The following is a 21,186-nucleotide window of genomic DNA, read 5'->3' as shown; positions in this document are numbered from 1 at the left end:
CCTCGCCGGGCCCTCGCTCAGAAACTCCTCAGGAACCAATCCCGCGCGCGCGAGACGAGGGTCTTGACCGACCCTGCCTGCACCGCGGCCTTGTGCCCGCGAGCACGCGCCAGGCGCGCCTCCTCGAGCAAGCCCATCACGGTGGCCGACCGCGGGTTGGCCACCATGTCGAACAGCGCCCCCGAATAGGTGGGGTTGCCGCGCCGAACGGGCTTCAGAAAGATGTCCTCGCCGAGCTCCACCATGCCCGGCATCACCGCCGAGCCGCCGGTGATCACGATGCCCGACGACAGCAGTTCCTCGTAGCCGGACTCGCGGATGACCTGGTGCACGAGGGAGAAGATCTCCTCGACGCGCGGCTCGATCACGCCGGCCAGCGCCTGGCGCGACAGCATGCGCGGCGAGCGGTCGCCCAGGCCCGGCACCTCGAGGTTGTCCGCCGGGTCGGCGAGCAGCTGCTTGGCCACGCCATGGCCGACCTTGATCTCCTCCGCGTCCTTGGTCGGCGTGCGCAGCGCCATCGCGATGTCGCTGGTGATCAGGTCGCCGGCAATCGGGATCACGGCCGTGTGCCGCACCGAGCCGCCGGTGTAGATCTGCACGTCGGTGGTGCCGGCGCCGATGTCCACCAGCGCCACGCCGAGCTCCTTCTCGTCGGCGGTGAGCACCGAGGCGCTGGACGCGCTCGGGTTGAGCACCAGCTGGTCGACCTCCAGGCCGCAGCGGCGCACGCACTTGACGATGTTCTCGGCCGCGCTCTGCGCGCCCGTCACGAGGTGCACCTTGGCCTCGAGGCGGCCGCCGCTCATGCCGATCGGCTCCTTGACCTCGTGGCCGTCGATCACGAATTCCTGCGGCTCCACCAGCAGCAGGCGCTGGTCGTTGGGGATGTTGATCGCGCGCGCGGTGTCCACCACGCGCGCCACGTCGGCGGGCGTGACCTCCTTGTCGCGCACGATGGCCATGCCGGTGGAGTTCTGGCCGCGGATGTGGCTGCCGGTGATGCCGGTGTAGACGCGGGTGATCTTGCAGTCGGCCATCATCTCGGCCTCCTTCAAGGCCTGCTGGATGGACTGCACCGTGGCGTCGATGTTGACCACCACGCCGCGCTTGAGGCCGTGCGCGGGCGCCGTGCCCAGGCCGGCCACGCGCAGGCCCCCGCCTTCCGCGTCGGGCAGCACCTCGGCCACCACCGCCATCACCTTGGCGGTGCCGATGTCCAGGCCCACGACGAGATCCTTGTATTCCTTGGCGGCCATCGGGTGCGGTCCTTTGAATGTGTCCTCAGCGGGCGCCGGCGGCCGGCACGGCCGCGGTGGTGGAGATGCCGGCCAGGCGCAGCGCGTAGCCGTCCGGGTGGCGCAGGTCGGCCGACAGCAGCGCGCGCGGCGCACCGCCGCCGCCGAAGCGGCCCGCGGCCTGCGCCACGGTGCGGGCGAAGCGGTCCACGCGCGCGGCGACGTCGTCGTCGCTGCCGCGGCCCAGCTCGAGCGTGGCGCCGGTGTCCAGTTCGGCGCGCCAGGAGCCGCGGCTGCTCAGCCGCAGCATCACCACCTCGCGCTCCAGCGGCCCCATCGCCGACGCGACGCGGCGCAGCATCCACAGCATCTGCGCCGAGCGGGCGTCGGGCCCGGCCAGCGTGGGCAGCGCGTCGTCCTCGACGTCGCCGACGTTGGCCTCGAACACCTCGCCATGGGTGTTGACGAGGCGGTCGCCGCGCCGGTCCTCGCCCTGCCACAGCGCGGCGGCCTGGTGCTCCTCCAGCGTCACCGCCAGCCGGTCGGGCCAGACGCGGCGCACCACGGCGCGCCGCACCCAGGGCACCGACTCGAACGCGCGGCGGCTGGCGTCGAGGTCGATGCTGAAGAAGTTGCCCGACAGGCGCGGCAGCGCATTGGCGCGCACCGTGGCCAGGTTGGCGCGCTGCAGCGTCGCGTCGAGCGTGATCGCGCGCACCGTGAACACCGGCGAGCGCGTGGCCCACTTCACCGCCGCGGCCAGCAGCGTCAGCGCGGCCGCCGCGAACACCAGCGCGGCCGCCGCGTTCATCACGCGCACGTCCAGCGGCAGCGGCTGCGGACGGCCGGGCTTGCTGCGATGGGTGTTGCGGGTGGCCATGGGGTGCGGCTGCGGCCTCAGACGCCGGGGGCGCGCGTGCTGTCCAGGCGCGCCAGCGCCAGGATCTGCAGGCACAGCGCCTCGTAGGGGATGCCGGCGGCGGCGGCGGACTTGGGCACCAGCGAGTGGCTGGTCATGCCCGGCGACGTGTTCATCTCCAGCAGGAACGGCTTGCGGTCGCTGGCGCGGATCATCAGGTCGGCGCGGCCCCAGCCGCGGCAGCCGAGCGAGCGGAAGGCCGCCAGCACCAGGCGCTGGATCTCGGCCTCCTCCGCGGCGGGCAGGCCGCTGGGCACGAGGTACTTCACGTCGTCGGTGAAGTACTTGTTCTGGTAGTCGTAGCCCGCCTCGGGCGCGACGATGCGCACCACCGGCAGCGCCCGCGCCGACGCGCCCTCGCCCAGCACCGGGCAGGTCACCTCGTCGCCCTCGATGAACTCCTCGCACAGCACCTCGGCGTCGTAGCGCGAGGCCAGCTCCACCGCGGCAAGCATCTGCGAGTAGCCCGCGACCTTGGTGACACCGATCGACGAGCCCTCATGCGGCGGCTTGACGATCAGCGGCAGGCCGAGCCGGTCGGGCACCTGACGCACGGCCGCGGCGTGCTGCGCGTCGGCGCCCAGCACCACGTGGCCCGGCGTCGGCAGGCCTTCCTGCAGCCACACGCGCTTGGTCATCACCTTGTCCATCGCCACCGCGCTGGCCATCACGCCCGAGCCGGTGTAGGGAATGCCCAGCAGCTCGAGCGCGCCCTGCACGGTGCCGTCCTCGCCGTGGCGGCCGTGCAGCGCGATGAAGCAGCGCTGGAAGCCGTCGCGCTTGAGCTTGGACAGCTCGCGCTCGGCGGGGTCGAACGGGTGCGCGTCCACGCCCTGGCTGCGCAGCGCGGCCAGCACGCCGCTGCCGCTCATCAGCGAGATCTCGCGCTCGGCGCTGGTGCCGCCCATCAGCACCGCGACCTTGCCCATGCCGGCGGCGTTCATGCGGCCCCCCCGCCCAGCTCGACGACACGGCCGGCCACCTGGCCGATCGAGCCTGCGCCCATCACGATCACCACGTCGCCGGCGCGTGCGTGTTCCAGCACCGCCGCCGGCAGCGCGTCCACCGCGTCGACGAACACCGGGTCCACCTTGCCGGCCACGCGCAGCGCGCGCGCCAGCGTGCGGCCGTCCGCGGCCACGATCGGCGGCTCGCCGGCCGAGTACACCTCGGTCAGCAGCACCGCGTCGGCGCCGCCGAGCACCTTGACGAAGTCCTCGAAGCAGTCGCGCGTGCGGGTGTAGCGGTGCGGCTGGAAGGCCAGCACCAGGCGCCGGCCCGGGAACGCGCCGCGGGCCGCCGCGATCACCGCGGCCATCTCGGCGGGGTGGTGGCCGTAGTCGTCGATCACGGTGAAGCGGCCGGCGCCGTCGCGCGCGGCCACGTCGCCGTAGCGCTGGAAGCGGCGACCGACGCCGGCGAACTGCGCCAGCGCGGCGGCGATCGGCGCGTCGGGGATCTCCAGCTCGGTGGCCACCGCCACCGCGGCCAGCGCGTTGAGCACGTTGTGCTCGCCGGGCAGGTTCAGCGTCACCGGCAACGGCGGCATCGTGGTGCCGTTGCGGCGCTCCACCACGAAGCGCATCTGGCCGCCGGCCAGGGCCTGCACCTGCGTGGCACGCACCTCGTTGCCGGCGCCGAAGCCGTAGCGGATGACGCGGCGCGACACCATCGGCACGATCGACTGCACGCCCGGGTCGTCGCCGCAGACGATGGCCGCGCCGTAGAACGGCATGCGGTGCAGGAAGTCGACGAAGGCCGCCTTCAGGCGCGCGAAGTCGTGCCCGTAGGTTTCCATGTGGTCGGCGTCGATGTTGGTCACCACGGCCAGCACCGGCAGCAGGTTCAGGAACGAGGCGTCGCTCTCGTCAGCCTCGACCACGATGTACTCGCCCGAACCCAGGCGCGAGTTGGCGCCGGCGCTGTTCAGTCGCCCGCCGATGACGAAGGTGGGGTCGAGGCCGGCCTCGGCCAGCACGCTGGCCACCAGCGAGGTGGTCGTGGTCTTGCCGTGGGTGCCGGCGATGGCGATGCCGCGCTTCAGGCGCATCAGCTCGGCCAGCATCACCGCGCGCGGCACCACCGGCACGCGCGCGGCGCGCGCGGCGATCACTTCCGGGTTGCTGCCGCCGACGGCGGTGGACGTGACCACCGCGTCGGCGCCCGCGATGTGGCGCGCGTCGTGGCCCACGTGCGTGGCGATGCCCAGCGAGGCCAGGCGCCGCAGCGTCGCGCTGTCGCTCTGGTCGCTGCCGCTGACGCGGTAGCCCAGGTTGTGCAGGATCTCGGCGATGCCGGACATGCCGGCGCCGCCGAGGCCCACGAAGTGCAGGTGCTTGACCGCGTGTTTCATGCCTTGAGCAGCCTCTCGATCTCGTCGGCCACGCGCGCGGCGGCACGCGGCCGGCCCAGCGCGTGCGCCTTCTCGGCCATGGCCTGCAGCGCCGGGCGCTCGAGCCCCTGCAGCAGGCGTGCCAGCGACTCGGGCGTCATCTCGGCCTGCGGCAGGTGCAGCGCCGCACCGTGCTGGGCCATGAACTGCGCGTTGTCGCGCTGGTGCGCCGTGGTGCTGACGATCAGCGGCACCAGCACCGCCGGCACGCCGGCGGCACACAGCTCGCTCACGGTGACGGCTCCGGCGCGGCACAGCATCAGGTCGCAGCCCGCCAGCCGGGCGGCCATGTCGTCGATAAAGGGCAGCACCTCGATGCCGTGGGCCGCGTCGGGCTCCAGCCCCGCGGCCCGGTAGGCGTCGCGCACGCCGTCGCGGTTGAGCGCGCCGGTCTGGTGCACCACCTGCGGGCGGCGCGCCGGGTCGACCAGCGCCAGCGCGCGCGGCAGCGTCTCGTTGAGCACGCGCGAACCCAGGCTGCCGCCGACGACCAGCAGCTGCAGCGGGCCGCTGCGGCCGGCAAAGCGCTCGGCCGGCCCGGGCAGGGCCTCGATCTCGGCGCGCACCGGGTTGCCGGTGACCACCGCCCGGCGCGTGCGTGCGGCGGCGGCACCGTCGAAGCCGAAGGCCACGCGGTCGGCCACCGGCAGCAGCGCCCGGTTGGACAGCAGCATCGAAGCGTCGGCATTGACCAGCACCAGCGGCTTGCGCAGCAGCGCGGCCATCAGGCCGCCGGGGAAGCAGACATAGCCGCCCATGCCGAGCACGGCGTCGGCGCCGCGCCGGCGCAGCACGCCCAGGCACTCGCCGAACGCGCGCAGCAGTCGCAGCGCCCCGGTGACCATGCCCAGCGCGCCCTTGCCGCGCAGCCCGGAAAAGCCGATCGCGTCGAGCGCGATGCCGGTGGACGGCACGAGGCGGTTCTCCATGCCCTCGCGCGTGCCCAGCCACGACACGGTCCAGCCGCGGTGCTGCATCTCGCGCGCCACCGCGAGGCCGGGGATCACGTGCCCGCCGGTGCCGGCGGCCATGACGACGAGGTGCGGCATCAAGCGCGCCCTCCCCGCATGAGCTGGCGGTTTTCCATGTCGATGCGCAGCACGATGGCCAGCGCCACGAGGTTCATCAGGATCGCCGAGCCGCCGTAGGACATCAGCGGCAGCGTCAGGCCCTTGGTGGGCAGTACGCCGAGGTTGACGCCCATGTTGATGAAGGCCTGGCCGCCCATCCAGATGCCGATGCCCTGTGCCAGCAGGCCGGCGAAGACGCGGTCGAGCGCCACCGCCTGGCGGCCGATCAGGAAGATGCGCCGCGTGAGCCAGAAGAACGCGCCGATGACGGCCAGCACGCCGACGAAGCCGAGCTCCTCGCCGATCACCGCGAGCAGGAAGTCGGTGTGCGCCTCGGGCAGGTAGTGCAGCTTCTCGACGCTGCCGCCCAGTCCCTGGCCGAAGATCTCGCCGCGGCCGAAGGCGATCAGCGAATGCGTCAGCTGGTAGGCGCGCCCCTGCGCGTACTGCGGGTTCCAGGGGTCGAGGTAGGCGAAGATGCGCTCGGCGCGCCACGGGCTCATGACGATCATCAGCACGAAGGCGCCCAGCAGCACCAGGGTCGCCAGCGCGAACATGCGGCCGTTGACGCCGCCCAGGAACAGGATGCCCAGCGCGATGGCCGCGATGACCATGAACGCGCCCATGTCCGGCTCGGCCAGCAGCAGCACGCCGATGAAGCCCAGCGCGATGGCGATCGGCGTGACCGCCTGGAAGAAGTTCTCGCGCGTGTCCATCTTGCGCACCATGTAGCTGGCGGCGTACAGCGCCATGCCCAGCTTGGCCAGCTCGCTGGGCTGGAAGTTCATCACGCCCAGCGGGATCCAGCGCCGCGCGCCGTTGACGCCCTTGCCGATGAAGGGCACCAGCACGATCACCAGCAGCGCCAGCGAGACGACGAAGATCCACGGCGCCCAGCGCTCCCAGACGCGGACCGGCACCTGCAGCGCGGCCAGCGAGGCCACGAAGGCCACCGCCAGCGCGAAGGCATGGCGCGACAGGAAGTGCGTCGGCGAGTAGCGCGCGAACTTCGGGTTGTCGGGCAATGCGACCGACGCCGAATACACCATGACCAGGCCGAGCGCGAGCAGCGCCAGCACCACCCACACCATCGCCTGGTCGATGCCGGTGATGCGCTGGGCCTGCGCCGGGCGCGTGCCGTTCCAGTCGCGGATCGGCAGCGCGGCCTCGCCGCCGCCGCCGAGGCGGGCGCGCCACAGCGCCATGCGCTCGCGCAGCAGGCCGATCATGCGACGGCCTCCCCGCGTTCGGCGGCCTGCTGCTGCACCGCGGCGACGAACACCTCGGCGCGGTGGCCATAGTTGCGGAACATGTCGAGGCTGGCGCAGGCGGGGCTCAGCAGCACCGCGTCGCCCTCGCGCGCGACGGCGAAGCACCAGGCCACGGCCGCCTCCAGCGTGTCGTGGCGCTGCAGCGCGACGCCGGTGGCGCCGAGCGCGGCTTCGATGGTGGCGGCGTCGCGGCCGATTAGCGCCACGGCGCGGGCATGCTGCGCCACCGGCGCGGCCAGCGGCGCGAAGTCCTGCCCCTTGCCGTCGCCGCCCAGGATCACCACGAGGCGGCCCGGCGACTTGTCCGCGCCCAGGCCCTGCAGCGCGGCCACCGTGGCGCCGACATTGGTGCCCTTGCTGTCGTCGAAGGCCTCGACGCCGCCGACGCTGGCGACGAACTCCACCCGGTGCGGCTCGCCGCGGTACTCGCGCAGGCCGTGCAGCATCGGCGCCAGCGGGCAGCCGATGGCGCTGGCCAGCGCCAGCGCGGCCAGCGCGTTGGCGGCGTTGTGGCGGCCGCGGATGCGCAGCGCGTCGGCCGGCATCAGCCGCTGCAGGTGAAGCTCGTCGGGCAGTACGTCCGCACCGGCACGACGCCGCGCCGGCGCGGCGTCGTCGTCGCCCACCGCCCGCACCAGCCACGCCATGCCGTGTTCCACCACGAGGCCGAAGTCGCCCGCACGCTGCGGCGCGTCGAGACCGAAGCGCACCACGGCCACCTCGGGCGGGCGCGCCTTGCCCTTGACCAGCACCGGCGACGGCTCCATCGCCAGCACGAGCGCGTCGTCGCGGTTGAGCACGCGCACCGTGCGGCTGCCGAACACGCGCGCCTTGGCCTGCGCATAGGCCTCCATCGTGCCGTGCCAGTCGAGGTGGTCCTGGGTGAGGTTGAGCACGGTCGCGGCGTCGGGGTCGAAGCCGGTCACGCCGTCGAGCTGGAAGCTCGACAGTTCCAGCACCCACACCTGCGGCAGCGGCAGCGGCTGGTCCTGCTCGTCGCGCGCGTCGAGCGCCCCGGCCAGCGTGTCGAGCATCGTCGGGCCGATGTTGCCGGCGGTGGCCACGGTGCGCCCGCAGCGCTCCACCAGCAGCGCGGTCAGGGCGGTGGTGGTGGTCTTGCCGTTGGTGCCGGTGATGGCGATCACCTGCGGCGCATAGCCGCGCTCGGCCTTCAGGTCGGCCAGGGCGCGGGCGAACAGGTCCAGTTCGCCCTGCACCGCCAGGCCCTGGGCCCGCGCGGCGTCGAGCAGCGGCGCGATGCGCGCGTCGCGCGGCGCCAGGCCGGGGCTCTTGAGCACCATCTGCACGCCCGCCAGCGCCTGCGCGTCGATCGCGCCGGTGGACAGCGTGGCGCCGGGCACCGCCAGCGCGAGCGCCTGCGCCTGCGGCGGCTGCTCGCGCGAGTCCCACACGCGCACGGTGGCACCGTGGCGCGCGCACCAGGCGGCCATCGCCAGGCCCGAGTCGCCCAGGCCGAGCACGAGGATGGTCAAGCCCTGCAGATGGATCACCGGGCCTCCTCGACGAGGGCGGGCCGCGCCGGGCCGCCCCAAGCGGCCCGCGCGCCCCCTCGGGGGGCAGAGAACGAAGTGAGCGTGGGGGCCTTCATCACCGCAGCTTCAGGCTGGCCAGGCCGACCAGGCACAGCAGCATCGTGATGATCCAGAAGCGGATCACCACCTGCGTCTCGGCCCAGCCCTTCTTCTCGAAATGGTGGTGCAGCGGCGCCATCAGCAGGATGCGCCGGCCCTCGCCGTAGCGCCGCTTGGTGTACTTGAACCAGGCCACCTGCAGCATCACCGACAGCGCCTCGACGACGAAGATGCCGCCCATGATGGCCAGCACGATCTCCTGGCGCGTGATCACCGCGATGGTGCCGAGCGCGCCGCCGAGCGCGAGCGCGCCGACGTCGCCCATGAACACATGGGCCGGGTGCGCGTTGAACCACAGGAAGGCCAGCCCGGCACCGGCCATCGCGGCGCAGAAGATCAGCAGCTCGCCGGCGCCCGGGATGTACGGGAACAGCAGGTACTTGGAGTACACCGAGTTGCCCACCACGTAGGCGAACACGCCCAGCGCCGAGCCCACCATCACCACCGGCATGATCGCCAGGCCGTCCAGGCCGTCGGTCAGGTTCACCGCATTGCTGGCGCCCACGATGACGAGGTAGGTGAAGACGATGAAGCCCCACACACCCAGCGGGTAGCTCACGGTCTTGAAGAAGGGCACGAACAGGTCGGCCTTGGGCGGCAGGTCGGTGGAGAAGCCGCTTTCCACCCAGCGCAGGAACAGCTCCAGCACGCGCAGGTTGGTGTTCTCGCTGACCGCGAAGGTGAGGTAGAACGCCGCCACCAGGCCGATCAGCGACTGCCAGAAGTACTTCTCGCGCGAGCGCATGCCCTCGGGGTTCTTGTCGACCACCTTGCGCCAGTCGTCGACCCAGCCGATGGCGCCGAAGCCGAAGGTCACCAGCATCACCACCCAGACGAAGCGATTGGTCCAGTCGAACCACAGCACGGTGGACACGCCGATGCCGATCAGCACCAGCACGCCGCCCATCGTGGGCGTGCCGCGCTTGGCCAGGTGCGCCTGCACGCCGTACTCGCGGATCGGCTGGCCGATCTTCAGTTCGGCGAGCTTGCGGATCACCCACGGCCCGAAGGCCAGGCCGATCAGCAGCGCGGTCATCGCCGCCAGCACCGCGCGGAAGGTGAGGAACTGGAACACGCGCAGGAAGCCGAGCTGCTCCGGATAGAGCGACTGCAGCCATTGGGAGAGTGCGAGCAGCATCGGCGTCAGTCCTTCGCTTCCATCAGCGCCTGCACGACGCGCTCCATCCGCATGAAGCGCGACCCCTTAACCAGCAGCGACGCCGCGGGCGGCAGCGTGCCCAGCGCCGACACCATCGCCGGTGCGTCGGCGAAGTGACGGGCGCCTTCGCCCCAGGCCGCGGCGGCATGGGCGCACAGCGCGCCGGCGCACCACAGGTGGTCGATGCCGCGCTCGCGCGCATAGGCGCCCACCTCGTCATGGAACTCCGGCCCGCGCTCGCCCACCTCGCCCATGTCGCCCAGCATCAGCACGCGCGGCGCCGGCATCGAAGCCAGCACGTCGATGGCGGCGCGCACCGAGTCGGGGTTGGCGTTGTAGCTGTCGTCGACCAGCGCCACCACGCGGCCACCGCGCTGCAGGCGCTTGAGCTGCGAGCGGCCCTTCACCGGCTCGAAGGCCTCCAGGCCGCGCCGGATCGCGTCCAGCGGGGCGCCGGCGGCCAGTGCGCAGGCGGCCGCGGCCAGCGCGTTCTTCGCGTTGTGCGCGCCGGCCATGCGCAGCGCCACCGCCACGCGGCCGGCCGGGGTGTGCAGGTCCAGCGCCCAGTGGTCGTCATGCCAGGCCGCGTCGGCCCGCACATCGGCCGGGCCACCGAGCGCGAACGTGATCTGCGGCCGGGCGCCGGCCAGGCCGCGCCACAGCGGCGTGTACGCGTCGTCGGCCGGGAACACCGCCACGCCCGCGGCGCCCAGCGCCTCGATGGCTGCGCCGTTCTCGCGTGCCACCGCCTCGACACTGGCCATGAATTCCTGGTGCTCGCGCTGCGCGTTGTTCACCAGCGCGATGGTCGGCTGGGCGATGCGCGACAGCCGCGCGATCTCGCCGGGGTGGTTCATGCCCAGTTCGACCACGCCGGCACGGTGCCAGCAGGTGTCGTCCTGGCGCAGGCGCAGCAGCGTCAGCGGCACGCCGATGTGGTTGTTGAGGTTGCCCTCGGTGGCGAAGGCGCCGGCGCCGTGCCACGCACGCAGCACCGACGCGATCATCTGCGTCACCGTGGTCTTGCCGTTGCTGCCGGTCACCGCGATCAGCGGCAGGTGGTGGTGGGCTCGCCACGCGCGCGCCAGGGCCTCGAGCGCGGCCTGGGTGTCGGCCACCTGCAGGCCGGGCAGGCCGGCCTCGGCGAGGCCCCGCTGCGCCAGCGCGGCCGCCGCGCCACGGGCCCGCGCGTCGGGCAGCAGGTCGTGGCCGTCGAAGCGCTCGCCCTTGAGCGCGACGAACAGGTCGCCCGGCTGCAGCGTGCGGGTGTCGCTGTGCACGCGCGCCAGTTCGACCGCGCCGTCGCCCACCAGCACCGAGTCCGGCAGCAGCGTGTGCGCCTGCGCCAGCGTCATCATCGCGCCGCTCCCCGCTGCATCAGCGACTGGGTGGCCTCGGCCACGTCGGAGAACGGATGCCGCACGCCGGCGACTTCCTGGTAGTCCTCGTGGCCCTTGCCGGCCAGCAGCACCACGTCGCGCGGCGACGCGCCGGCCACGGCCTGGGCGATGGCCAGGCGGCGGTCCTCGACGACGTCGGTGTGCGAGCGGTCGTCGATGCCGGCGACGATGTCGGCCAGGATCGCGGCCGGGTTCTCGCCGCGCGGGTTGTCGCTCGTGACCACCACGCGGTCGGCACCGCGCGCGGCGATGCCGCCCATCAGCGGGCGCTTGGTCGCGTCGCGGTTGCCGCCGCAGCCGAACACGCACACCAGGCGGCCGCCGCGCGCCGCGGCCAGCGGCCGCAGCGCGGCCAGCACCTTCTCGAGCGCGTCGGGCGTGTGGGCGTAGTCCACCACCACCTGCGGCGCGCCGAGGCCGTCGCCGACGCGCTGCATGCGGCCCGGCACGGCCGACAGGCGCGGCACCACGCCGGCCGCGGCGTCCAGCGGCACGCCGAGCGCGCGCAGGCCGGCCAGCACGCCCAGCAGGTTGTGGGCGTTGTAGTCGCCGATGAGGGTGCTGCGCACGGCCGCGGCACGGTCCGCCTCGCGCACCGTGAAGGCCAGCCCGCCGTCGGCATAGCCCAGGCCGTCGGCCACGAGGCGGGCCGAGCGGTCCTGCGTCGAGACGGTCCACAGGTCGATCGGCTGGCGCGCCAGTTCCGCCGCCAGCGCCGCGCCCTGGGCATCGTCCACATTGACCACCGCGGCGCGCAGGCCCGGCCAGTCGAACAGGCGCCGCTTGGCCGCCCAGTAGGCGTCCATCGTGCCGTGGTAGTCGAGGTGGTCGCGCGTGAAGTTGGTGAACATCGCCACGCCGATGCGCAGGCCCGCCAGGCGCTGCTGCTCGATGCCGATCGACGAGGCCTCGATCGCGCAGGCGGCGAAGCCCTGGTCGACGAAGCGGCGCAGCGCCGCATGCAGCAGCACCGGGTCGGGCGTGGTCAGGCCGGTGAAGTCGATCTGCGCCGGGCCGGCGCCGTCGCCCGACGCGCGCGGCGGCTCGCCGATGCCCAGCGTGCCGACCACGCCGGCGCGCCGTCCCAGCGCGCTCAGGGCCTGCGCGCACCACCATGCGGTGGAGCTCTTGCCGTTGGTGCCGGTGACGGCCAGCACGTCGAGCGCCGCGCTCGGATGGTCGAAGAACGCGTCGGCCACCGCACCGGCGGCGCCCTTCAGGCCGGGCAGCGAGGCGATGCGCGCGTCGTCGAAGCCGAGCGCCTCCAGGCCCTCGCGCTCGACGACGCAGGTGGTGGCACCGGCGGCGAGCGCCGCCGGCACGAAGCGGCGCCCGTCCACCGCCAGGCCGGGCCAGGCGATGAACGCGTCGCCCGGCCGCACCTTGCGGCTGTCGGTGACCAGCGTGCCGGTCACCCACGAGCGCAGCCAGCGCGCGGCGGCGTCGGGCGACTTGAGCGCGGTGACCGTCATGGCTAGAAGCTCTCCGCCACCGCGGGCGAGGTGGCGACGATCTGCGGCCGCACCTGCAGGTCCGGCGGCACGCCGAGCGTGCGCAGCGTCTGCTGCACGACCTGGCTGAACACCGGCGCGGCCACGTCGCCGCCGTAGTGCACGCCGTTGCTCGGCTCGTCGATCATCACCGCCACCACGATGCGCGGCTTGTCGATCGGCGCCATGCCGACGAACCACGAGCGGTACTTGTCGGTGGCGTAGTCCTTGCCCTCCTGCTTGTGGGCGGTGCCGGTCTTGCCGCCGACGGAGTAGCCGATGGTCTGCGCCTTGGGCGCGGTGCCGCCAGGGCCCGCGGCCAGGCGCAGCATCTCGCGCACGGCGCGCGCGGTCTCGGGCTTGAGCACGCGCAGGCCCGGCTCGGGCGCGTCCTGGCGCAGCATCGACACCGGGATCACCTCGCCGTCGCGCGCGAACACGGTGTAGGCGCGCGCGAGCTGGAACAGGCTGGCGGACAGACCGTAGCCGTAGCTCATCGTGGCCTGCTCGATCGGGCGCCAGGTCTTGTAGGGCCGCAGCCGGCCGGTGACCGCGCCGGGGAACTGCAGCTGCGGCTTCTGCCCGAAGCCTACCTGCGAGTACAGCTCCCACATCTCGCGCCGGTCCATCTGCATCGCCATCTTCACGGTGCCGACGTTGCTGGACTTCTGGATCACCTCGGCCACCGTCAGCACGCCGTGCGGATGCGCGTCGCGGATCGTGCTGCCGGTGATGGTGATGCTGCCCGGCGCGGTCTGGATCGGCGTGGACGCGCTGACGCGCCCGCTTTCCATCGCCCAGGCGGCGATGAAGGGCTTCATCGTCGAGCCGGGCTCGAAGGTGTCGGTGAGCGCCCGGTTGCGCAGCTGCGCGCCGGTGAGGTTGCGCCGGTCGCCGGGATTGAAGCTCGGGTAGTTGGCCAGCGCGAGCACCTCGCCGGTGGTGACGTCGATCACCACCGCGCTGCCGGCCTTGGCCTTGTGCTCGAGCACCGCGTCGCGCAGGCGCTGGTAGGCGAAGAACTGCACCTTGGCGTCGGCGGCCAGCTCGATGTCGCGGCCGTCGGTGGCGGCGACCTGGTCGCCGATGTCCTCGACCACGCGGCCCAGGCGGTCCTTGACCACCATGCGCGAGCCGTCGCGGCCCTGCAGCTCGCGCTGGAACGCCAGCTCGATGCCTTCCTGGCCGCGGTCGTCGGCGTCGGTGAAGCCCACGAGGTGCGCCGCCGCCTCGCCCTCGGGGTACTTGCGGCGGTACTCGCGCGCGTCGTAGAGGCCCTTGATGCCCAGTGCCTTGACCTGCTGCCACACCGGCTCGTCGACCTGGCGCTTGATCCAGGCGAAGCGGGCCTCGCGGTCGCCGAGCTTGCGCTCCACCTCGGCCAGCGGCAGGCCGAGCAGGCGCGCCAGCTCGCGCTTCTGCTCGCGCGTGGCCTGCACGTCCTTCGGGATCGCCCACACCGACGGCACCGACACGCTGGTGGCCAGCAGGCTGCCGTGGCGGTCGGTGATGCGGCCGCGGCTGGCGGGCAGCTCCAGCTCGTGCGCATAGCGCTTCTCGCCCTGGTCGAGGTAGAACTGGTTGTCGACGATCTGGATCATCACCGCGCGACCGACCAGCACGCATGAGCCCAGGCCGACCAGGGCCACGACGAACTTGCTGCGCCATGGCGGCGTCTTGGACGCCAGCAGCGGACTGGTGGCATAGGCCACGCCGCGGCGCGTGGCGCCGGCCGTGCCGCGCGAGGCGACCGACTTGAACCACTTCATCGCGCGGCTCCGGAGGCAGGCTCGTTCACGTACACCGTGACAGCCGGGGTGGCGGTGCGCATGGCCAGCTTCTCGCGCGCGGTGCGCTCGACTCGCAGGTGCGTGGCGGCGGCCTGACGCTCGGCTTCGAGGCGCTTGTACTCGGTGTCCAGGCGCGCCGCCTCGTTGCGCGAGCGGTCGAGCTCGGCGAACAGCCGGCGCGACTCGTAGGCGGTGCGCACCAGGTACAGGGCGCTGGCCAGCAGCGCCACGATGAGCAGGAGGTTGATGCGCGTCATGGCGTCGGGCTCAGGCCACGTCGGTGCGTTCGGCCACGCGCAGGATCGCGGAGCGCGCGCGCGGGTTGGCGCGCAGTTCGCCCTCGCCGGCGCGGACGCGCCCGAGCGCGCGCAGCCGCATCGGACGCGGCGGCGCGAAGGGCGCGCGGCGGTCCACCACGTCGCGGCTTTCGCGCGCGATGAACTCCTTGACGCGGCGGTCTTCGAGCGAGTGGAACGAGATCACGGCGAGACGGGCTCCTGGGGCCAGCAGTCCGAGGCAGGCGCTCAGGCCTTGCTCGAGGGCCTCAAGCTCGGCGTTGACGAAAATCCGAAGAGCCTGAAACGTGCGCGTTGCAGGGTCCTGGCCCGCTTCGCGGGTGCGGACCGCACGAGCCACGAGCTGGGAAAGCTCGCCGGTTGTGCGAACGGCATGCCCGCCCTCGCGCCGAGCCACAAGCGCCTTTGCAATCTGTCGAGCAAACCGTTCTTCGCCATAGTCGCGTATCACCTCGGTCAGAAGGCGCTCATCGGCGCGGGCCAGGAAGTCCGCGGCGCTCTCGCCGCGGGTGGGGTCCATGCGCATGTCCAGCGGCGCGTCGAAGCGGAAGCTGAACCCGCGCGCGGGGTTGTCGATCTGCGGCGAGCTCACGCCCAGGTCCAGCAGCACGCCCTGCACCTGCGCGATGCCCAGGCCGGCCAGCACGTCGGCCATCTGCGCGAAGTTGGCGTGATGGATGGAAAAACGCGGGTCCTCGACCCGCGTGGCACCCTGTGTCGCCGCGGCCACCGCCTCCGGATCGCGGTCGAAGGCGATCAGCCGCCCCGCCGGCGACAGGCGCGACAGCAGCAGCCGCGAGTGCCCGCCACGCCCGAAGGTGCCGTCCACGTAGATGCCGTCGGGCGACGTCACCAGCGCGTCGATCGCTTCGTGCAGCAGGACGGTGGTGTGCGACCATGTCGTCTCGTTCACCCCGCCCTCACATCACGGTGTCGCGCAGCACGTCGGGCAGGCCGGCGGCCAGCACGGTGGCTTCGTGCGCATCGTGACGGGTCTTGTCCCAGAGCTCGAACCTCGAACCCATGCCGATCAGCAGCACGTCGCGCTCGAGGCCGGCCCATTCGCGCAGTTCGGGCGCGATCAGCACGCGCGACGAGCCGTCGATCTCGACGTCCATCGCGCTGCCGAGGTACACGCGGCGCCAGTCGTCCACCGACATCGGCAGCGCCAGCAGCTTGGCGCGGAAGGCCTCCCAGGCCGGGCGCGGAAAGATCGTCAGGCAGCGCTTGGGGTTCTTGGTGATCGTGAGTCGGTCCTCGCAGACGGCCTTGAGGCCCTCGCGGTGGCGCGCAGGCACGGTCATCCGACCCTTGCCGTCGAGCAGCATGCCCGCCCCACCCTGGAACACGATCCCTGTCACGATGACCCCAAAAGGCGCCCGCGAAGCGCCGAGAACGCCGAAAACCCACAAACCTGCACTAAATCCCACTGTAATCGCGGGTCCGTCGGGCGTCAATCGAAACAGAACGAAAAATCAATCAAATCAAGCACTTAGAGCTGAAATTTGAGGCACTTCGGCACACAAAATCGAGCAAAAACAAAGACATGTGCGCGGCATTGAAAGTAGAGCCTCAAGTCGGGACAATGCGCCGCGCATGAACCGAGGCAGCTCCCTGGCCCAGAAGCTCGCCGCCCGCGCGGCGGGCCGGCTCTTCGCCGACGTGGGGGAAACGCTGCACTGCCGCGCCGACCTGGCGCTGCTGGACGACGCGGCGCTGTCGCGCCACCTGCTGCCGCTGGCGCGCGGGCGCGGCCTGCCGGTGTGGTCGCAGGAGCGCGTGGTGCTGACGCTGGACCATCACGCGCCGGAGCCCGACGCCACCTCGCGCGGCCGCGCCCAGGCCGCGCGCGACTGGGCCGCCACGCACGAGCTGCAGCATGTGTTCGAGGGCCGCGGCATCGGCCACGTGGTCGTGCCCCGCACCGGCCTCGTGCGCCCGGGCATGCTGTGCATCGGCGGCGACGCGCGCACCACCACGGCCGGCGCGTTCGGCACGCTGGCGCTGGCGATGGAACCCCGGCGCCTGTGCTCGGCGCTGGCGCGCGGCACGCTCAGCGTGGACGTGCCGCCGACGCTGTTCGCGCGCTGGAGCGGGCGCCTGGCCGAGGGCGTGAGCGCGAAGGACATGGTGCTCGCGATGATCGAGCGCCTGGGGCCCGACGGGGCCGCCGGTCAGGTGATCGAGTTCTGCGGCGAGGCCGTCAGCGCGCTGTCGATGGCCGAGCGCATGACGCTCACCAACATGAGCAGCGAGCTCGGCGCCAGCACCGCGCTGGTGGCGCCCGACGACCTGACCCGCTCATGGCTGGAGGCCGCCGGGGCGGACCTGGAGGAATTCGGCTTCTCGCGCTGGGCGTCCGACGAGGACGCGCCGGGCACGCGGCACAGCTGGGACGCGTCGAGCCTGGCACCCCACGTGGCGCTGCCGCCGAACCCGAGTCAGGTGCGTGCGATCGACGACATGGAACCCGTGAGGGTGGACATCGCCTACCTCGGCGCCTGCACCGGCGCCAAGCTCGACGACCTGCGCGCCGCGGCGCGCGTGCTGGCGGGCTTTCGCATCGCGCCGGGCGTGCGCCTGCTGGTGGCACCGGCCAGCACAGCCGATCGCGACGCCGCCGAGCGCGACGGCATCCTGCGCCGCCTCGTCGAGGCCGGCGCCACGGTGCTGGGCACGTCGTGCGGCGCCTGCGCGGGGCTGGGCAGCGCGATCGCCGAGGGCGCCACCGTGATCTCGTCGACGGCCTGCAACCTGCCGGGCCGCATGGGAGCGGCCACGGCGCAGGTGTACCTGGCCTCGCCCTACACGGTGGCCGCGTCGGCGCTTAACGGGCGCATCAGCGACGCGCGTCCGATCCTCGCGTAGCGCGCGCCGGGCCGGCGCGGCGCGGGCCGCCGAAAGGCTTGGCGCCGAAGGGCTTGCCGCCCGCCGGCGGGCCGGCACGGAAGCCGCCGCGCGGCGGGCCGTCGCGACGGTCGCGCGGACCGTTGCCGCGCGTGTCGCCGGCGCGCGCGCCGGTGGTGCGCGGCGCGGGCTTCCTCGGCTCCAGGCCGTCCATCGTCGCCACCGCGATCGGCTGCGTCGTGAACTGCTGGATGCGGCGGATCATGCCGGCGTCCATCGCCTCGGCCAGCGTCACCGCCAGGCCCTGGCGACCGGCGCGGCCGGTGCGGCCGATGCGGTGCACGTAGTCCTCGGCCTTCATCGGCAGGCCCCAGTTGATGACGTGGCTGATGGTGGGCACGTCGATGCCGCGCGCGGCGACGTCGGTGGCCACCAGCACGCGCAGCTGGCGCGTGCGCAGGCCCTGCAGCACCCGGTTGCGCCGGCCCTGCGGCATGCCGCCGTGCAGCGACGCGACCTGGTGCCCGATCTCGGCCAGCCGGTCGGCCAGCCAGTCGGCGTCGCGCTGCGTGCTGGTGAACACCAGCGCCTGGTCGAGCTCGCGGTCGGCCAGCAGCTGCTCCAGCAGCGCGTGCTTGTGGCGCGTGTCGTCGGCCCAGTGCAGGCGCTGCTCGATGTTGACGTGCGTGTCGGTGTGGGTGGCCACGGCGATCGTCTGCGCTTCGGGCTTGAGCATCTGGCGCGCCAGCTGGCCCACGGCGCCGGCGAAGGTGGCGCTGAACATCACGGTCTGGCGCTGCTCGGGCAGATGCGACGCGATGTGGCGGATGTCGTCGATGAAGCCCATGTCGAGCATGCGGTCGGCCTCGTCGAGCACCAGCATCTCCACGTTGGCCAGCACGGCCTTGCCGTTGGCCATGTGGTCCATCAGGCGACCGGGGGTAGCGATCAGCAGGTCCAGCGGGCCGCGCAGCGCCTTGAGCTGCGCGCCGTAGGGCACGCCGCCGACGACGGTGGCCACGCGCAGGCCGGGGATGTGGCGGCCGTAGGCGTCCGCCGCCTTGGCCACCTGCATCACCAGCTCGCGCGTGGGCGCCAGCACCAGCACGCGCGGGCCGTGCACCACGCCGCGCTCGCGGCGCTTGGAGGCGTCGCCGCGGGCGGCCAGCACGCGCTGCAGCGCGGGCAGCACGAAGGACGCGGTCTTGCCGCTGCCGGTGGAGGACGACACGCGCAGGTCGGCACCGGCCAGGGCCGGCGGAATGGCGCGCGATTGCACGTCGGTGGGTTGCTCGTAGCCGGCGTCGCGCACGGCACGGGTCAGGGCCTCGGGCAGGCCCAGGGTATCGAAGCTCATCGATGACTTTCTCTTCTCGGGTTCGGCAAGGCCGACGTGGCCCTGCACAGGCATCGCCGCCAACCGAGATTCGAGAAGCGCCGGAAAGGGAACGCGGCGCGGGAGAAGGTCAGAGGGGATGAACGAAGACGGCCTCGGGACTTCTCCCAAGGCCGTGCGCCGCATTGTACGCGACGCGGCCCGCACAATGCTGGGGTCGCCACTCCAGAGCCCGCCATGACCGCGCTGATCCTCGGCCTCGTGATCTTCCTCGGCGTGCATTCCACACGCCTTGTCGCCGACGACTGGCGCACCGGCTTCATCGCCCGACGCGGCCCGTTGGCCTGGAAAGGCCTGTACAGCGTGCTGTCGCTGGTGGGCTTCGTGCTGCTGGTCTGGGGCTACGGCCAGGCGCGCCAGCAGCCGGTGGTGCTGTGGGCCGTGCCCAAGGGCGCGGCGCACCTGGCCTCGCTGCTGACGCTGGTGTCCTTCGTGCTCCTGGCCGCCAAGGAGGTGCCGGGCAACGGCATCAAGGCGCGCGTGCACCATCCGATGACGCTGGGCGTCAAGGTCTGGGCCTTCGCCCACCTGCTGGCCAACAACACGCTGGCCGACGTGGTGTTGTTCGGCAGCTTCCTGGCCTGGTCGGTGGCGGTCTTCATCGCAGCGCGCCGCCGTGACCGGGCCGCCGGCACCGTCTACGCGCCGGGGCGGCTGTCGCGCACGCTGATGGCCGTGGCCGCGGGCACCGCGGTCTGGCTCGTGTTCGCGATGTGGGCGCACGGCTGGCTGATCGGCGTGCGGCCGTTCGGCTGACGGGCGGCGGCTCCGCAAACACAACCAGAAATGCCTGACCGGGCGCTGCGGAGCTAAGCTCCGCAGCCGTCGCCATTCCTGAACCAGGTCGCACCATGTTCCAGCCCGTTGTCCGTTCCGCTCTGGCCCTCGCGGCGCTCGTCGCGACACCAGCCCAGGCCGACACCATCACCTCGTCGGCCTCGAGCGCCGGCTCGGCGTCCAGCGCCAGCGTGTCCGACTCGCTTCGCGGGTCGAGCGACAGTTCGTCGGGCCGCCGCCAGGTGGCCGACGGCGACTACCGCGTGATCCAGGTCGCCGACGCCGCCGGCCGCCCCGGCCTGCTGCGCGTGACGCTGCGCGCGACGGCCGGCGCCGACGAGTTCGCGCTCGAACTGCCAGCGCAGGCGCTGGCCGCGCGCGGCCTCGCCGCCGGCGACATCGTGCAGGCGCGCAACCGCCCTTACGGCATCGAGTTCGCGCATGCGGCACAGGCGCCGCGCCCGCGCGAAGCCTTCTTCCTGGTGCTGGCGGACGACTGGCAGCGCGAGATCGCGCCGCGCGCGGTCGGCCTCTGAACGCGCGCCGCGCCGCTGCCGCGCTGCTGCTCGCGGGCGCGGCGCTGCCGGCCTGGGCCGGCAGCGTGGCGGGCCTGGTGTGCGGCCGCAGCGTGCCGCTCGACGCCGAGCAGCAGGACCGGCTGCTGCGCGTGGCCGACATCGTCAAACGCGAGCTCGACGCGTCGGGCGCGCGCGTGGCCCTGGTGGCGCGCTCGGGGCTGAACCTCGCGCGCCTGGGCATCCGCTACTCGCACGCCGGCGTCAGCCTCAAGGCCAGCGCCAACGCGCCGTGGTCTGTGCGGCAGCTCTACTTCGCCTGCGACGAGGGCCGGTCGCGCCTGTTCGACCAGGGCCTGCCGGGCTTCCTGTTCGGCACCGACGACCCGTCGCTCGGCTACCTGTCGATCGTGCTGCTGCCGGAGCCGGCGCAGGCGGCGCTGGAGCGCACCGCACTGGACGACGCACGCGCACTGGCGCTGCTGGGCGGCACCTACAGCGCCAATGCCTACGCGTGGGGCACGCGGTACCAGAACTGCAACCAGTGGCTGGCCGAACTGCTGGCCAGCGCCTGGGGCGACGACGCCGCCCCCACCCGTGCGCGCGCGCAGCGGTGGCTGGCCGCGCAAGGCTACGCGCCGGCCGCGGTGGACGTGGGCTCGCACCTGTGGATGCTGGCGTCGCACTTCATCCCGTGGCTGCACGCGAACGACCATCCGCAGGACGACCTGTTCGCGCTGCGCTACCGGGTCAGCCTGCCGGTGTCGATCGAGGCCTTCGTGCGCGCGCAGCACTCCGGCGCCGAGCGCATCGAGGTCTGCCACGACCGCCGGCACGTGGTGCTGCGCCGCGGCTGGGAACCGCTGGGCGACGGATGCAGGCCGGCCCCAGGAGACCGCGTGGTCGCGCTGGACTGAGTCCGGCGCCCTCGGAAGGCCACTGGCCAGGCGGCATAGGGGTCGCGCCGTTCTACT

At 72.9% G+C, this 21,186-nt stretch carries 19 protein-coding genes; 4 read left to right on the top strand and 15 right to left on the bottom strand.

Going from position 1 to position 21,186, the window contains the following annotated elements; all coding sequences use genetic code 11:
* Nucleotides 1–17: 17 nt before the first annotated feature.
* The 14 genes from ftsA to AC2EAQ_RS13960 all read right to left on the bottom strand — a co-directional run bounded on the left by ftsA (nt 18) and on the right by AC2EAQ_RS13960 (nt 16,026).
* Nucleotides 18–1,259 carry a cell division protein FtsA gene (gene ftsA / locus AC2EAQ_RS14025; protein WP_484644952.1) on the bottom strand — a complete coding sequence of 414 codons (1,242 nt, stop codon included), beginning with the start codon at nt 1,257–1,259 and terminating at the stop codon, nt 18–20.
* A gap of 25 nt (nt 1,260–1,284) precedes the next feature.
* Nucleotides 1,285–2,118: a cell division protein FtsQ/DivIB gene (locus AC2EAQ_RS14020; protein WP_484644951.1), complete on the bottom strand. Its 834-nt coding sequence runs from the start codon at nt 2,116–2,118 to the stop codon at nt 1,285–1,287.
* A gap of 17 nt (nt 2,119–2,135) precedes the next feature.
* Nucleotides 2,136–3,101, bottom strand: a complete 966-nt coding sequence (locus AC2EAQ_RS14015) for a D-alanine--D-alanine ligase (protein WP_484644950.1) — start codon at nt 3,099–3,101, stop codon at nt 2,136–2,138.
* Complete coding sequence (murC, locus tag AC2EAQ_RS14010; RefSeq protein ID WP_484644949.1) at nt 3,098–4,510, bottom strand: UDP-N-acetylmuramate--L-alanine ligase; 1,413 nt, start codon at nt 4,508–4,510, stop codon at nt 3,098–3,100. The genes AC2EAQ_RS14015 and murC overlap by 4 nt, the downstream gene beginning before the upstream one ends.
* Nucleotides 4,507–5,598, bottom strand: coding sequence for an undecaprenyldiphospho-muramoylpentapeptide beta-N-acetylglucosaminyltransferase (gene murG, locus AC2EAQ_RS14005; protein ID WP_484644948.1), 1,092 nt, complete (start codon nt 5,596–5,598; stop codon nt 4,507–4,509). Before murG ends, murC begins: the two co-directional genes overlap by 4 nt.
* Complete coding sequence (gene ftsW, locus AC2EAQ_RS14000) at nt 5,598–6,848, bottom strand: putative lipid II flippase FtsW (protein ID WP_484644947.1); 1,251 nt, start codon at nt 6,846–6,848, stop codon at nt 5,598–5,600. Before ftsW ends, murG begins: the two co-directional genes overlap by 1 nt.
* Nucleotides 6,845–8,401: a UDP-N-acetylmuramoyl-L-alanine--D-glutamate ligase gene (gene murD / locus AC2EAQ_RS13995; RefSeq protein ID WP_484644946.1), complete on the bottom strand. Its 1,557-nt coding sequence runs from the start codon at nt 8,399–8,401 to the stop codon at nt 6,845–6,847. The genes ftsW and murD overlap by 4 nt, the downstream gene beginning before the upstream one ends.
* A 97-nt stretch (nt 8,402–8,498) precedes the next feature.
* Complete coding sequence (gene mraY / locus AC2EAQ_RS13990) at nt 8,499–9,680, bottom strand: phospho-N-acetylmuramoyl-pentapeptide-transferase (protein ID WP_484644945.1); 1,182 nt, start codon at nt 9,678–9,680, stop codon at nt 8,499–8,501.
* A gap of 5 nt (nt 9,681–9,685) precedes the next feature.
* Nucleotides 9,686–11,059 carry a UDP-N-acetylmuramoyl-tripeptide--D-alanyl-D-alanine ligase gene (locus AC2EAQ_RS13985; protein ID WP_484644944.1) on the bottom strand — a complete coding sequence of 458 codons (1,374 nt, stop codon included), beginning with the start codon at nt 11,057–11,059 and terminating at the stop codon, nt 9,686–9,688.
* Nucleotides 11,056–12,573 carry a UDP-N-acetylmuramoyl-L-alanyl-D-glutamate--2,6-diaminopimelate ligase gene (locus AC2EAQ_RS13980; protein ID WP_484644943.1) on the bottom strand — a complete coding sequence of 506 codons (1,518 nt, stop codon included), beginning with the start codon at nt 12,571–12,573 and terminating at the stop codon, nt 11,056–11,058. The genes AC2EAQ_RS13985 and AC2EAQ_RS13980 overlap by 4 nt, the downstream gene beginning before the upstream one ends.
* A 2-nt stretch (nt 12,574–12,575) precedes the next feature.
* A complete protein-coding gene (locus tag AC2EAQ_RS13975) occupies nt 12,576–14,360 on the bottom strand; it encodes a peptidoglycan D,D-transpeptidase FtsI family protein (protein WP_484644942.1) in 1,785 nt (594 codons plus the stop codon).
* Nucleotides 14,357–14,638 carry a cell division protein FtsL gene (gene ftsL / locus AC2EAQ_RS13970; protein ID WP_484644941.1) on the bottom strand — a complete coding sequence of 94 codons (282 nt, stop codon included), beginning with the start codon at nt 14,636–14,638 and terminating at the stop codon, nt 14,357–14,359. Before ftsL ends, AC2EAQ_RS13975 begins: the two co-directional genes overlap by 4 nt.
* Before the next feature lie 10 nt (nt 14,639–14,648).
* Nucleotides 14,649–15,590 carry a 16S rRNA (cytosine(1402)-N(4))-methyltransferase RsmH gene (gene rsmH, locus AC2EAQ_RS13965; RefSeq protein ID WP_484644940.1) on the bottom strand — a complete coding sequence of 314 codons (942 nt, stop codon included), beginning with the start codon at nt 15,588–15,590 and terminating at the stop codon, nt 14,649–14,651.
* A 7-nt stretch (nt 15,591–15,597) separates the two neighbouring features.
* Nucleotides 15,598–16,026: a division/cell wall cluster transcriptional repressor MraZ gene (locus tag AC2EAQ_RS13960; protein ID WP_484645072.1), complete on the bottom strand. Its 429-nt coding sequence runs from the start codon at nt 16,024–16,026 to the stop codon at nt 15,598–15,600.
* A 247-nt stretch (nt 16,027–16,273) separates the two neighbouring features.
* On the opposite strand from AC2EAQ_RS13960, the gene AC2EAQ_RS13955 reads away from it, so the two are divergent.
* Nucleotides 16,274–17,545 carry a 3-isopropylmalate dehydratase large subunit gene (locus AC2EAQ_RS13955; RefSeq protein ID WP_484644939.1) on the top strand — a complete coding sequence of 424 codons (1,272 nt, stop codon included), beginning with the start codon at nt 16,274–16,276 and terminating at the stop codon, nt 17,543–17,545.
* On the opposite strand, the gene AC2EAQ_RS13950 is transcribed toward AC2EAQ_RS13955, so the two are convergent.
* Nucleotides 17,517–18,881 carry a DEAD/DEAH box helicase gene (locus AC2EAQ_RS13950; RefSeq protein WP_484644938.1) on the bottom strand — a complete coding sequence of 455 codons (1,365 nt, stop codon included), beginning with the start codon at nt 18,879–18,881 and terminating at the stop codon, nt 17,517–17,519. The two genes, AC2EAQ_RS13955 and AC2EAQ_RS13950, sit on opposite strands and share 29 nt — an antisense overlap.
* A gap of 216 nt (nt 18,882–19,097) precedes the next feature.
* On the opposite strand from AC2EAQ_RS13950, the gene AC2EAQ_RS13945 reads away from it, so the two are divergent.
* The 3 genes from AC2EAQ_RS13945 (at nt 19,098) to AC2EAQ_RS13935 (ending at nt 21,129) form a co-directional block, all read left to right on the top strand.
* On the top strand, nt 19,098–19,676 hold the full coding sequence (locus tag AC2EAQ_RS13945) for an NnrU family protein (protein WP_484644937.1): 579 nt from the start codon (nt 19,098–19,100) through the stop codon (nt 19,674–19,676).
* Nucleotides 19,677–19,771: 95 nt separating this feature from the next.
* Nucleotides 19,772–20,233, top strand: coding sequence for a hypothetical protein (locus AC2EAQ_RS13940; protein WP_484644936.1), 462 nt, complete (start codon nt 19,772–19,774; stop codon nt 20,231–20,233).
* 65 nt (nt 20,234–20,298) lie between these two features.
* Entirely contained in the window at nt 20,299–21,129 is an 831-nt protein-coding gene (locus tag AC2EAQ_RS13935; RefSeq protein WP_484644935.1) for a DUF2145 domain-containing protein, read from the top strand.
* The last annotated feature ends 57 nt before the right edge of the window (nt 21,130–21,186 follow it).

Source organism: Aquabacterium sp. T101 (assembly GCF_057219775.1).
Note: the sequence above shows the minus strand (reverse complement) of the source record. Positions and strands in the feature narration are given on the sequence as shown.

Coding starts and splice junctions, on each gene's coding strand:
- ftsL (WP_484644941.1), bottom strand. CDS start 14,638: ATGACGCGCATCAACCTCCTGCTCATCGTGGCGCTGCTGGCCAGCGCC.
- AC2EAQ_RS13950 (WP_484644938.1), bottom strand. CDS start 18,881: ATGAGCTTCGATACCCTGGGCCTGCCCGAGGCCCTGACCCGTGCCGTG.
- AC2EAQ_RS13980 (WP_484644943.1), bottom strand. CDS start 12,573: ATGACGGTCACCGCGCTCAAGTCGCCCGACGCCGCCGCGCGCTGGCTG.
- AC2EAQ_RS13975 (WP_484644942.1), bottom strand. CDS start 14,360: ATGAAGTGGTTCAAGTCGGTCGCCTCGCGCGGCACGGCCGGCGCCACG.
- AC2EAQ_RS14020 (WP_484644951.1), bottom strand. CDS start 2,118: ATGGCCACCCGCAACACCCATCGCAGCAAGCCCGGCCGTCCGCAGCCG.
- AC2EAQ_RS13955 (WP_484644939.1), top strand. CDS start 16,274: ATGAACCGAGGCAGCTCCCTGGCCCAGAAGCTCGCCGCCCGCGCGGCG.
- mraY (WP_484644945.1), bottom strand. CDS start 9,680: ATGCTGCTCGCACTCTCCCAATGGCTGCAGTCGCTCTATCCGGAGCAG.
- ftsW (WP_484644947.1), bottom strand. CDS start 6,848: ATGATCGGCCTGCTGCGCGAGCGCATGGCGCTGTGGCGCGCCCGCCTC.
- AC2EAQ_RS13940 (WP_484644936.1), top strand. CDS start 19,772: ATGTTCCAGCCCGTTGTCCGTTCCGCTCTGGCCCTCGCGGCGCTCGTC.
- murC (WP_484644949.1), bottom strand. CDS start 4,510: ATGAAACACGCGGTCAAGCACCTGCACTTCGTGGGCCTCGGCGGCGCC.
- ftsA (WP_484644952.1), bottom strand. CDS start 1,259: ATGGCCGCCAAGGAATACAAGGATCTCGTCGTGGGCCTGGACATCGGC.
- murG (WP_484644948.1), bottom strand. CDS start 5,598: ATGCCGCACCTCGTCGTCATGGCCGCCGGCACCGGCGGGCACGTGATC.
- AC2EAQ_RS13945 (WP_484644937.1), top strand. CDS start 19,098: ATGACCGCGCTGATCCTCGGCCTCGTGATCTTCCTCGGCGTGCATTCC.
- AC2EAQ_RS14015 (WP_484644950.1), bottom strand. CDS start 3,101: ATGAACGCCGCCGGCATGGGCAAGGTCGCGGTGCTGATGGGCGGCACC.
- AC2EAQ_RS13985 (WP_484644944.1), bottom strand. CDS start 11,059: ATGATGACGCTGGCGCAGGCGCACACGCTGCTGCCGGACTCGGTGCTG.